The sequence below is a fragment of the Aliterella atlantica CENA595 genome, assembly GCF_000952155.1.
Lineage (GTDB): Bacteria > Cyanobacteriota > Cyanobacteriia > Cyanobacteriales > Chroococcidiopsidaceae > Aliterella > Aliterella atlantica.
Window position 1 is genome coordinate 48,754 of sequence record NZ_JYON01000021.1, and the last position, 13,151, is coordinate 61,904.

A 13,151-nucleotide genomic window follows, 5' to 3' on the forward strand; every position below is an offset into this window, starting at 1 on the left:
TTTATTAGCGATCGCTATTTGAGTTTTGGACTATTAGCAGCAGTTCTAGTTCATTTTTCTTCTACTTCTAACTTAAAACTGTTCTTCTTAACCAAAACTCAAACCACATTTACAAATGATGCCCTTCTTTACAATCTGCGCCATTGCCGACCATCTTGATTGATCAATAATTCGGCTTCTGCAGGTTCCCAAGTACCCGCTTCGTATTGAGGGATTAATGCTGGATCTGAAGGCGCATCCCAAACGCTCAAAGCTGGCGTCACTAATTGCCAAGCTGCTTCTACTTCATCCGCGCGGGTAAATAGTGTTTGATCGCCCATCATGCAATCAAATAATAAGCGATCGTAAGCATCGCCTGTCGCTTGAATGCCGAAAGAACCATAACTAAAGTCCATATCAACAGAACGAGTGCTGACAAAAGAACCAGGCATTTTTACCTCAAAGCGCAAAGATATACCTTCATTGGGTTGAATCCGCATTGCTAAAACATTTGCATTAACTTGTTGCGCTGCCGATTGAAATATCGTGTGAGGCACTTGGCGGAAGTGAATTGAAATTTCCGAAACTTTTTTCGGCAATCGTTTCCCAGTCCGCAAATAGAAAGGCACACCTTGCCAGCGCCAGTTATCAATCAAAAACTTCATTGCTACGTAAGTCGGCGTAGTTGAATTGGGATCGACTCCTGGTTCTTGGCGATAACCTGCAACTTGTTTGCCCTTCATCCACCCAGCACTATATTGACCCCGTACTGCCGATCGCTGTAAATTTTGCAAGTCTGCTAGGTGTGCTGCCTGAATTACCTTAACTTTCTCTGTCCTCATACTATCGGCATCCAGAGAGTTGGGCGGCTCCATTGCTGTTAGGCAAAAGAGTTGCATCAAGTGGTTTTGCAACATATCGCGCAACGCCCCAGAGCTTTCATAGTAACCTGCCCGATCTTCTACTCCAACCGTTTCTGCTACAGTAATTTGGACGTGATCGACAAATTGGCGATTCCACAACGGCTCAAAGATGGCGTTAGCAAAGCGAAAAACTAGCAAGTTTTGGACGGTTTCTTTGCCTAAGTAATGATCGATGCGATAGACTTGTTCTTCTCTGCATACCTGCTGCACTACTCGGTTTAAAATCCGCGCCGAACCTAAGTCTCGTCCAAAAGGTTTTTCAATTACTAAGCGACTTTTTAGGGGATCTTCCAGCATTTTTACTGTTCCTAGCTGCTTGATTGCTTCGGCAAAAAACTTCGGAGAGACGGATAAATAAAACATCCGATTTCCGCGCGTACTGCGTTTGCTATCAAGTTCGCTTAAAAAGTCTTTGAGTTTCTGGTAGCTCTCTGGGTTATCAATATCACCCGAACAGTAAAATATTCCCTGCGAAAAGTCTTGCCACAAGTCTTCCGAGCCGATACCATCGGAAAATTGTTCGACTCCTTCGCGCATATGTTCGCGGAAGTATTCGTGAGTCCATTCTCGCCGCGCTACGCCAACAATGGTAGTTTCTGGTGGAATGCGACGTTCGCGGCGCAATTTATAAAGTGCTGGAACTAATTTGCGCTGTGTCAAATCGCCTGAAGCGCCAAAGATAACGATAATCTGAGGTTCGGGTAGCTTTTCTTGTTGCAACCCTATACGCAAAGGATTTTCTAGCAACTTGACCATAGATAGTAGTTTTGAGTTTTGAGTAACTATTGGATTTAAATCAACAACCAGTTTTTACAGTGACCAGTTTTTACAGTAAATATTGACAGAGTTTGGCGATTAATTAGATAGAGACTTTAACTGACAATCATCGCTAGTAACTAGATCGTCTATAACTGGTTACTGGTCACTGGTCACTGGTCACTGCTTATACGGGTGATAACTTGTTTACTTTCTCTTCTAGAGATTGCATTAAAGATTCAAAAGGTTTAACAAATTTATCAATCCCATCGACTAACAACTCATCCATTACTTTGTCTATGTCAATGTTGATATCTGGATCTTTGAGGCTTTCGATGAGTTGATAAGCTTCTTCTACACCTGTTTCTACCCGATTATCTACGTCGCAATGGTCGGCGCAAGCTTCGATGGTGCTTGGTGGTAGTGTATTCACAGTGTCGGGACCAACTAATTCATCGACGTACATAACATCGCTGTAGCTAGGATCTTTGGTGCTGGTACTTGCCCACAATAGGCGCTGTACGTTTGCACCTTTGGCTGATAACGCTTTCCAGCGATCGCTTTGAGTAATTTTTTTGTACTCTTGGTAAGCTATTTTTGCATTGGCGATCGCTACTTTGCCTTTAACTGCGGTTAGTTTTGCTGCTAGGTTCGCATCATCAATGCCTTTAAGTTTGGCATCGATTTTGCCATCAATATTGCTATCAATGCGGCTGAGGAAGAAACTAGCAACGGAGGAAATTTTGCTAATATCTTTGCCTTCTGCGGCACGTTTTTCTAAGCCGCGAATGTAAGCCCAGGCTGACTCCACATAGCTATCTACAGAAAATAGCAAAGTAACGTTGACGTTAATTCCTTCGCTGATTACCTGTTCTACTGCTGGTAAACCTGCGCTCGTACCAGGGATTTTGATCATGACGTTATCCCTTCCGATTTCTTGATAGTAGCGCCTAGCTTCTTTGATTGTTGCTTCGGTATCGTGGGCGATTGTCGGCGGTACTTCAATACTCACATAGCCATCTAATCCATCTGACGAGTCGTAAACGGGGCGCAAAATGTCACAGGCGTTGCGAATATCGTCAAATACTAGCGATTCGTAGATTTTGTAAGTTGGCAATCCTTGACGAACGCCTGCTTCTATATCTGCATCGTAAATGACGTTTCCTGCGATCGCTTTTTCAAAGATAGCTGGGTTTGAGGTGATCCCGCAGATGCCTTGATTTGTCACCATATCCTTAAGTTCGCCTGACTTAACTAAGTCGCGAGTTAAGTTATCCATCCAGATACTTTGACCGAACTGCTTGATTTCTAGTAAATGGTTAGTTGCCACGATCTTTAACTCCTATTTTGGTTATTACGGTAACAATTAGTTGCTTAAAGTTTTGAAACTAAAGGCACATAAAAGCTAAAATTTATTGCGGTACGCGCGATCTCTCCATTTGTTTTCTTTGTGCCTGTTGCTCGATAAAAGACTCTACCAAGGCAACATCTTCTTTACTGCCAATAATTAAAGGCGTACGCTGATGGAGTTTTTCGGGTACTACATCCATAATTTCGCCACTTCCGGTGCTAGCTCTACCGCCTGCTTGTTCGATCAAAAAAGCTAAAGGTGCAGACTCGTACAGCAATCGCAATTTTCCTTCTGGTTTTTGCTCTGTACCAGGATACAGAAAGACTCCTCCTTGCACCAGAATACGATGAATATCTCCTACCATTGCTCCACCGTAACGAGCGGTATAACCCTCAGTACGATGAACGTAACGAATATATTCTCGAAAAGATTCCTCCCATTGCCAGAAGTTTCCTTCATTGACGCTATAAATTGCTCCATGATTGGGAATGGTAATATTTTCCTCAGTTAGAATAAACTCGCCTAAACTGGGGTCAAGGGTAAAGGAATGAACTCCATTGCCGATAGAGTAGACCAGCATCGTACTAGGTCCGTAAAGAATATAACCTGCGGCAATTTGTTGATGACCATCTTGCAACAAATCTTGCGCCGAACCATCAACATCATCTCCTTGTTGTCGCCGGATGGCAAAAATAGAACCCAAGGTCAGGTTAATATCAGTATTGGAGGAGCCATCTATCGGGTCATAGAGCAGGGTATAACGACCGATAGGGCAGTTTTCCGGGATGTAGTAGGGTTTCTCCATTTCCTCGGATGCTAGACGGCATACAAGCCCGCTTTGCTTGAATACTGAAATAAATACATCGTTGGAATAGACATCCATCTTTTTTACAGATTCTCCTTGGACGTTGGTTTCTCCAGTAAATCCAAGTACGCCTGCCATTAACCCCGCACGACTTAGCCGTCGCGCAATTAGCTTGCCTGCAAGGGCAATCCGATTCATCAAAGCACTAAGATCCTGTGCTTCTGCACCAAAGCTGTGCAGTTGCTCTAAGACGTGGCGCGATAAGGTAGTACAGTCTCTTTCTAAAGCGTACTCCCGATCTTCTGTTGGTTGCACGTCTGCCATTATTTTCGTCCTCCCGCTTGAGTGGAACGCTTAACGATCCGCACGCTGGCGTATAAGTTGGTTATGTTTCTATCTTAGAGAGGGAAATTGATAAGTGAAATCCGACTTTAGATAAACTATAGAATCCGCGTTTTGGCGATCGCTTGTACCTAGTTTACAAACAATAAAAATGCCGACTAAGTATGACCTTGCTAAGAATTGTCATAACTTGCCGGATATATACCAATATTTGTTAGTTCTCTACCAGATTGATTGCTTGAGAGAACTAGAGAGTAATTGCGGTCATTGTTGGGGCTAATTAATACTCATTTCTCCTAGAAACGCCACCGCCTTCGCGCCGATTATCTTCTCTGGGCTTGGCTTTATTTACTCTTAGCTGGCGACCCATCCATTCAGCGCCATCTAATTCGGTAATAGCTGTATCTTCTTGGGCATCTTCTGTCATATCAACAAAGGCAAAACCCCGCATCCGTCCGGTCTCTCGGTCTGTAGGTAAAACAATTCTTTTGATCGAGCCGTATTCAGCAAATACTGCTCTTAAATCTTCTTCAGTAGCGCGGTAGGATAGGTTTCCAACGTAAATAGTCATAGCGATCGCATTAAGTCTAGACAAGGTGCGAAAGTTTTAAGCCAGACGGATAGCGAACATTGCTAGCAAGCAAGCTCTTATCTGAATTGTCGATGGTAGTAAAATTTTGCTAACTGTAATGCCAGCAGCGCCATTTCTACCAAAAACAGGAGTGAACTTACGCATACGTCATATCATAGCTCATTCCATTAAGTTCAAAGGTCATCTGGATTACAAAACTTTTACTTGTAGCGGTTAGCTTATTACCAACCGCCCTACAAAAATTAATCAATGGAGATAGACTGAGGTCCGCTGCTTCTACCGTTATTGTTCTGATTTGCAGTCGAGGTACTTGGTAAAGTGGAGCCACCTTGCTGCTGAATCCAGCTTTTCACAGGATCGTCATTTAAGTTAAGGCGCAATAATCCCGAACAAAGTCCACCTAAAAATGAAACTGGATGCTGGGCAAATTCTTTAAAAATTGGGGTTAGCTCATCAACGAACATAATGTAATATTTCCTATTGTTAATAACCTTCACTGGGATTGTAGCGCATCCCCCTGTAGTAACTCTTGTCCCCTTGTCTCTTACTTACTTTCCGAGGAGAACAAACACTTATCTGAGTCGCAGCCTGCGGGTCCAGCTTCGGATAATTCACCAGAATCGTAACGACTCAAAGCAGCATAGAAGTCTTCAGTTTGCCTGTGCTTTTTCACTTCCTGCATCATTTGCTCGTAAGTTTCTTTGCTAATTGGTTCAAATGGCAAGCGGGGAAAGGTTTGATGCGCGTCAAATCGAGCAAGGAGGGCGGCAGAGATGTAGCCTTCGTCATCGCGGATAGCTTCATATATCCGGTTTCCCAATGCTTCAATTTCGTTCTCTCTTAGCTCAATAGTGGCGCTGGTGTTGTGAGCTACATAGAATTTCTGCACTTGCATATAGAAGTCCATTTGAGATGCAGCGCTAAATTGACTAATATCAATTTCATCTGCTCCTGGCAAATCAGCCCAAGGTACAGCTACAGGAATTTCTACTAGCCATTCGGTGCAACGAGTATCAAAAGGATCGTTTAATAAGTTACCGTTTTCGTCTTTGTCTGATTGCGACGGTACAACGTTATAGCCATAGTCGATGCAAGCTAGGGCTACAGGGTCATTTTTGCGGAAAGTGATTCTGCGAATAAAACGTTGCGCTTTGGGGGGATGCCAGCCTGGGGATGCGCCTGTAAGAAGAGATTTTGTTCCCGATGGTTGAATAGTCGTACAACGATTGGGACGTTTGAGATTATGCGTGTCGCAGTATTCCCATACTACTTGATGCACAATATCTTTCCATTTAGTCAAATATGCTTCTTCTTGTTGCTTAAATTCAATTCCTTGGACTGTATGCGGTCTTCCTGCTGCCCACCAGCGCAGCCACTCAGTACCAAAAGCATTAACAAAAAAGTCAAATAAACCTGTAAAAGATACGCCAACAATTGGATCTAATTCCCGCGATTGTTGGTATCTTTCTTCTTGGAATTGATGGTTCAATAAAGAGGCAACAGATAATGCTCCGGCTGTGAATGCATCTACTTGTTCTTGATGGTTGTGCGGGTCAATTTGATTGATATGAACCTCAGACAAATTGCAATTTCCAGTCAGCGTATTTCCAAATACACCTTTATTGAATTCTGGTTCGTTGAAGCAATAAGTGTCGTGCAGTCCTGGTAATTCTTCCACACTTAGGATGTTTTGCCATTTACCTTTTGCAGTTGGCTGATGTCCTTTGCTTGTATCTAGACGCTGACAGGGAATCTCCGCGCAATCAGTAATTTGCAGATAATAGAGGTCTTTAGCTCTTTTACCTAAATTTGTTGTCCCTGCTTGACGTGCCATGATATTTGCTGACGACCTGATGGCACATTTAGCTAAGAGTAGTTGCAAACGATATGCTCTTTGGTAATCGGAAACATATATTCTGATGCCGTAGCTACTGGTATTAGAACCATCACTGTCAGCTAGTCCAGCTATAAAAGCAAGAATAGCTTGTCTGTTCCAACTTGCGATCGCATTTAACGCATCTGCATCGTTCTTTAAGCGATACAACAGTTCCCCTGAAAACCCTAAATCTGTAGCATCTACAAATGATGGTAGATAGCCATAGTTTCTTTCCGGCGACTTTTTCCCAGCAACTAAAAGTTTGGCTTTCTTGTCATAAAGACGGATTTTAGCCTTACCATTACTATCTAAAGTTCCGTCACCCACAGCTAGCCCTAGAGTATAGGCATAAGCTGAATCGACAGCAACACCATCTTGATAATCAATTACAAATGGTTCAGTATGAATGCTGTATTTGCTGCGATTTAGTAAGTCTTTTGTTTGTACCTCTTGATATTCTTTGCCAAATCTATCTTTGACAAAGAAACGATGATACTCTGTTGCATCTAAGTAAGAGCCATCAGTGAAGCGGACTCTATATAATTTTTGTCCCGTATTTGTTTGGAAAGGAATTACTTTGCTCCAGCGCTTACCGTTCCAAATTTCCATTTCTTCTCCTACTACATCCTTAATTTTGTGGATGCTGTCGCGGGTAATTAATAAAGTGTCTCCAGAAACACAGTGGAAGTTAGCGCCGATGATTTCTCCGCAAGGATTTAGGGCATATCTAGACAGGCGATGTTCTATTTCTGCTTCTGGCATTTGGGAAGAATGATTTTGCAGCCACAAACGTGCTTCTGCTTCAGATTTGGCGTAGGTTTTGAGAAAATCTTGTTTTAGTTCTATTGTATTCAGGATATCTGCATTTGCTCTTGCGATCGCTTCTCCTGCCCATTGAATCGCGCCTTCTCCTGAATAATACTGCTGTCTGACTGCATCAATACATTCTTCTAAACTAGGTTTGCGATGAAATACCCGCGTGTGGTTAGCCATCCGCAAAGCATCGCGTTCGGGATCGATCCGCCAGTTGCCGTTTTCATCTTGATGCCATAAATTACCTTTAGCGTTAGCAAATAACTCGTCTTCGCTTGTTCCTTGGCGCATTCCGGCACTACGACGCACGTTTCCAGCCACGACTACTACAGCCGCTTCGTCTATTAACAAGCAGCATTCTACAGAATTTAATTGTCGCCCTACAGCCTTGTTGAGGATAGCGCTAGCGCGATCGTATAATTCGGGTAATTTGACTGGGTTAGCAACGCCGCCAAAGCCTTTTAAAAGCTCTCCAGCAGCGCGGACATCTCTTAAATCGATGCAAACATTTACTGCATCAGTAAATTGCTCGTCACTAGAAAATTCTAAAAGCGTTTGATAAGACTTTACCCAACCAGCGCGGCTGTCGCCTACATAAATTGTGACATTGTTACCTGCGATCGCAACTTCTGTTTGTTGGCGGCGCAAATTGGCGGGAGTAGCACCAATTTCCCTTTGTACCGTGACGTTTAGGCGATTGCGAATCGGTGGCAGTTGGTTGATATATTTTGGTTCGAGGACAGCACCCGTACCGCAGCCCATCATTGCCAAATCCATCATTAAACCAAAAGAGCGCCAGTCTACCACGTTGGTACTGGTGCAGTTGTACGCGCCAGAGAAGTTTTCTGGCTTTTCGATCCATTCTGTGCCTCCTACCCACAGCCAACGACCGGAAGAAAGAGATTTTAGCTGTTGCTGCATCAGAGCGATTAGAGCAGCTTGCTCTGTGGTTAGCTTGCCTAAGCGAGTTAATCCTTGGAGAGTGCGATCGCATACTTGCTGCCAAGTTTCCCTTCCTTTTGCTGTGCGGCGGCTGTAAGTCCGAAAAAATACAGGTAAGCCAGCAGGGGCAGTTTCAGGAAATTCGCTACTGTTTTGAACCCGCTCTAAATCTCTCACCATAAAAAAAGTCGTGGTTTTTGGGGATAGATTAAGACTATACGCGATTTAGATATGGCGGTAAAGATTGAAATTTTTCAGGATTTGCGCTAGGGGTAGAGTTGGACTTGCCTAAGTCCAACTCTAATGTAAGTTATTTTACTCTAGCTTTGAAGCGCACAAAACCGTAGGAATTAGTTGGGTTTCCTGCTGTAGTTGCTGACGGCAATTGAGTTGTGCCGGAAACTATGTTGACAACGATCGCGCCATCGGTATTAGCGGCTGCGCCTGTAGCCGTAACGCTACCTGCAGCATTTACACGCTTGCAAGCGGCGGGGGTACTAGGATCGTTAGGTGGGTAATAGCGTCCGCGATCGCTATCGTTGGCATTAGTTAAGTAGAATGTAGGATTAGTAGGCAGCGTAGCAGCATTTGAAGCAAGAGCAATGCCTGTATCAGTTGCCAAAGCGCCAGGTTCGGTAGGACGAGGAGAAGCGCTATTGTAGCCATTACTTACGAAAGTCATGTTAGCTGGGATGGGGTCGCAAATAGTGACATTAGTAGCAGGATTTTGGTTATTGAGGAAGTAAATTGTGTATTCTACTTCATTACCAGGATTGATTGAGCCGCCATTAAGCAAACCCCGCAGGTAAGTAGCTAGAGGAGTTGGCCAGTTAGCATTGTTATCATCTGCTGCTTTAGAACCTGTAGTTAAGTCATCAAACCCAGAAGTAGGAGTTCCAGAAACTTCTGTAATCCGTTTGACTAAGAGTAGATTCGGGGGAACAGCAGCGGCGGTGACGGTAGCACTGCCACTATCATTATTCGCATTAGGATCTGATTGGTCTAAGGTGCTGACTTGGGCGGTGTTAGTCTTTGCTCCAGATGTTGTTACTTGCGCTACAAGGGTCAAAGTGGCTGTGGTTCCAGAAGTTAGACTAGCTATACTCCAAACTCCATTACTACTGTTGTACGCACCTGTAGATGCATTATGAGACTGGTAGGTTAAGCCTTGTGGTAAAACATCAGTTATGCCAACATTTGTCGCTGTAATTGTAGAAGCTGCTGGATTAGTGACTGAGATTGTAAACGTCACATTTTGTCCAACGCTAGCGGTAGCATTGTTAACTGTTTTGGTTACGGCTAAGTCTACTGCTTGATTGGGAACGGTAACGCTATCTTGGTCATCTTCACCTACTACTTGGTTATTGTGAGGGGAATCGGGATCGTTTTGGTCTGCGCCAATGACCTCAGCAGTATTCACTGTAGTTGCTGCACTATTTCTAATAGCTTGGATAGTTAAGGTAGCACTAGCACCAGGATTCAAAGTGCCGACGTTCCATACCTGAGTACCAAGGGGATCGTAAGTCCCTTGGCTGGGGGTGTTTAAAACATAGCCAATACCTAGTGGTAATGCGTCTCTTACTCGCACATTGGTAGCAATACTAGGACCATCATTAGTTACAGTAATGGTGTAGTTAAAAGTGTCTCCGACAGCAGGACTTGCAGGTGTTGATACCTTTGTTAGACGCAAATCTGCTGACTGCTGAATAGTCGTGCTTTGGGTACTAGAGTTGTTGCTGGTATTAGTGTCTGAAGTTGCTGAAGATACTGTAGCTGTATTGCTAAGAGTAGTATTGTTAGCTGTGTTGGGAGCTACTCTGACTACAACTGTAAAGTTTGACGTGCCTACAGCAAGAGATGCAGCAGTACAGCTTACTGTGCCGCCACTACCAACGGCTGGTGTAGTACAAGTCCAACCCGCAGGTGATGTAATTGATTGGAATGTTGTCCCCGCTGGTAATGGATCGCTCATGACTACATTGGTAGCAGGTGAGCCTGTGTTAGTAACAGCGATCGCATAAGTTAGATTATTACCTGCGATCGCAGGGTCAGGAGAATCTGTTTTAACAATACTTAAATCTGTACTTGATGGCGTTACAGTGGCGCTAGCTTGGTCATCTTCAGTGGCGACACTGTTGTTAGGTGTGGAGTCTGGATCTTGCTGACCTGAAGCAGTTACTTGTGCCGTATTGGTTTTAGCTCCTGCCGTTGCTACTGTTACTGTAATTTGCAGCGTAGCATTAGTAGCGCTAGCAACTGAACCTACTGACCATACTCCGGTAGTATTGCTGTACGTTCCTTGACTTGGAGTTGCCGATACAAATGTCAATCCTGCTGGTAAAAGGTCAGCTACGCTTACACCTGTAGCTGAGTCTGGTCCCGCATTGCTAACTGTAACTATGAATGTTACATTCTCTCCTACATTAGCGCTAGTATTGTTGACTACTTTAGTCAAAGACAAATCGGCAGATGGGTTAATTGTTGTTGGGTCGTTAACACTATCGTTAGCAGTATTGGTTTGTCCGCCTCCAGATATCGTTGCTGTGTTAGTGATACTTGCAGGTGCAGTAGAAGCTACATTGACTGCAAGCGTAATTGGTGGATAGCTAGTATTTGCAGCCAATACATCGGAGCGCGTACAAGTGACAACTTGACCGCTAATAGTACAATTCCAGCCTGTACCAGTTGCGGCTGTTGGTGTTAAGCCTGTAGGTAAAGTGTCGCTGAGTGTTACTGTACCTGTAGTTGCTACTGTGCCTGAGTTAGTCGCTGTCAGCGTGTAAGTATTGCTGCCACCTTTGCTGAAGTTGCCTACATGAGTTTTAGTAATAGTCAAATCAGGCGTTCTAAATCCAAAGTTTTGGTTAGCAATTGTAGCTCCTGCAGTGACGTTGATACCCGTGATGGGGTTAGTTGTCCCTATGGCATATCCAGTTGGAATTTGCGGATCGCTAGTCACAACTCTAACCTGATAGCCAGTTGCAACAGGCACATTGTTAAACGTGTAGTCACCAGTAGCATTTGTTTGAACAGTATCAATAACTGTTCCAGCACTGTTGAGTAATTCTACATCAACATTTGCGGGCAGCTTAGTCTCTCCAGCCGTTAAAGTATTGTCATTGTTGGCATCTTGATATAACGATCCTGAGATGTTCCCAGGCGCAGGAGCGATCGCTATTTGATAATCTTCAACTTCACCACTGTTAAGCCGACCTGTAGGATTCTGCACTCCTGCGGTGTCGTAGCTAGCGCGAAGGCGAACATAAGTATTACCTGCCGTGACACCAGCAGGGACAGTCCAGGTTAAATTGGCAGATGTTGCACCACTAGCAAAGCTCCCACAAGCTCGTTCGGAGGGGCTGTCAAAGGTTGTATTTTTGTTAAAATCAATCCAGCCACATACTTGCCCAGCGCTGGAAGCACCCGATAGGTTAACTGGAACCGTATAGCTCGCCCCAGCAGCAGTAGTCAAAGCTGGAAACGAAGATACCCCGTCATCACTTATACCATCGCCATTTGTGCCATTATTGTTTGCTCCCGCAGCTACAGCATTGGGGCTTGACGCTACTGTGGTAGAACCATCCGCACCGCCATTAGCTGTATCGGGATTATCTGCAGTGACGCTCGTTCCTAGAGCTAGGTCAGAAATGATATGACTTGCGGCACTACTGGCATCATAAGATGCTGGGGCATCACCATAATCTTCATCAAAGCTAGCGGTAATAAATATAGCATCTCCAGCAGTTGCCGTATTATTCCAGTTAACTAATGTATTGTTTCTGACAGCGCTAACATTGAATGTGAGTTGAGAGGTTGTCCCCGTGACAGGAATAGTACCGCAGCCAGCATTAGCGCAAGCGCCAACCCCTGTGGCTGTTAACGTTGACAAATTGGCTTGGACTTGGTTTCCACCAGTAACCGAAAGGTTCACAGCACCTGTTGATGGCGCTCCTAGCGTCACTCCTGCTGTGGTCAACGTGAAAATATCAGTAAGTAATGTTGTATTTGTACCACTTGTGACAGAACCACCTAATCGGGACAAATGTAGTTTAGGATTACGTACTCTAATTGGATTGCCAGCAGTATCACTGAAGGCAATGGTCATCGTACCTAAGCCTGTACAAGTGAGTGATGTGTTGTTACAACCCCCTCCCCCTACAGTTGCTAAAACTTGTATGCCGTTGGTATTGGTTGGTAGCAGTGGCACTGTGGTGTTGTTTGTCCTCATCAGTGACACATCGTTTCGTGCCGAGAATGTCATTGCTGCACCAGTAAGAGAAACTGTAGTGCGAAGACCTGAAGGCGTGTCTTTGGTCGCTGGCGTGGCTGGAACAGTTGTTCCTGTCCCTGTCCAAAGTCCACTGGGAGTTGTGGGAATCTGATATGCCACAGCCATTTGAGGCAGTGTTAATGCCAATAATGCCAATAGCCAAGTTTTATATAAAGATTTCATTGCTAATTCACTAAATAATAAGAAAAGCTATTGGCTTCTAGTTCTGCTTTAGAGTGCATTGCTGGGAACAGGTTTGTAAATGCCAGATTAAATATGGGTGGCGATCGCACTTCTAACAGCGCATAATCTAGATTGCCCTGTTTCGAATTAAAAACTAACCGTAGTTCGCCTGATTTTAAATAAAACTCTCAGCAAAAAAAATATTTATTCAGTACAATTACTGAGATGTAAATTTTTATAAAAGGAGTTGAAATTACTAACGTGCTGTGAATTAATCAGCATTAATTTACAGTAATCGGTGTTGTTAAAGCGCTTATTT

The 13,151-nt window shown here is 44.0% G+C and carries 8 protein-coding genes; all 8 read right to left on the bottom strand.

Translation table 11 applies throughout. The features are described from left to right. Positions 1 to 128 precede the first annotated feature (128 nt). On the bottom strand, positions 129 to 1,658 hold the full coding sequence (zwf, locus tag UH38_RS17465) for a glucose-6-phosphate dehydrogenase (protein ID WP_045055966.1): 1,530 nt from the start codon (positions 1,656 to 1,658) through the stop codon (positions 129 to 131). 187 nt (positions 1,659 to 1,845) lie between these two features. After that, positions 1,846 to 2,988: a transaldolase gene (gene tal, locus UH38_RS17470; RefSeq protein ID WP_045055967.1), complete on the bottom strand. Its 1,143-nt coding sequence runs from the start codon at positions 2,986 to 2,988 to the stop codon at positions 1,846 to 1,848. 82 nt (positions 2,989 to 3,070) lie between these two features. Beyond that, positions 3,071 to 4,138: a class 1 fructose-bisphosphatase gene (fbp, locus tag UH38_RS17475; protein ID WP_045055968.1), complete on the bottom strand. Its 1,068-nt coding sequence runs from the start codon at positions 4,136 to 4,138 to the stop codon at positions 3,071 to 3,073. Positions 4,139 to 4,436: 298 nt separating this feature from the next. Further along, positions 4,437 to 4,727 carry an RNA recognition motif domain-containing protein gene (locus UH38_RS17480; protein WP_045055969.1) on the bottom strand — a complete coding sequence of 97 codons (291 nt, stop codon included), beginning with the start codon at positions 4,725 to 4,727 and terminating at the stop codon, positions 4,437 to 4,439. Positions 4,728 to 4,763: 36 nt separating this feature from the next. Then, on the bottom strand, positions 4,764 to 4,892 hold the full coding sequence (locus UH38_RS27935; protein ID WP_268748898.1) for a hypothetical protein: 129 nt from the start codon (positions 4,890 to 4,892) through the stop codon (positions 4,764 to 4,766). Positions 4,893 to 4,990: 98 nt separating this feature from the next. After that, on the bottom strand, positions 4,991 to 5,212 hold the full coding sequence (locus UH38_RS17485; protein ID WP_045055970.1) for a hypothetical protein: 222 nt from the start codon (positions 5,210 to 5,212) through the stop codon (positions 4,991 to 4,993). An 80-nt stretch (positions 5,213 to 5,292) separates the two neighbouring features. Further along, positions 5,293 to 8,559, bottom strand: a complete 3,267-nt coding sequence (nrdJ, locus tag UH38_RS27715; RefSeq protein WP_045055971.1) for a ribonucleoside-triphosphate reductase, adenosylcobalamin-dependent — start codon at positions 8,557 to 8,559, stop codon at positions 5,293 to 5,295. Between the two features lie 130 nt (positions 8,560 to 8,689). Continuing rightward, positions 8,690 to 12,832 (bottom strand): GEVED domain-containing protein, encoded by a 4,143-nt coding sequence (locus UH38_RS17495; RefSeq protein ID WP_045055972.1) that lies wholly within the window; start codon positions 12,830 to 12,832, stop codon positions 8,690 to 8,692. Between the last annotated feature and the right edge of the window lie 319 nt (positions 12,833 to 13,151).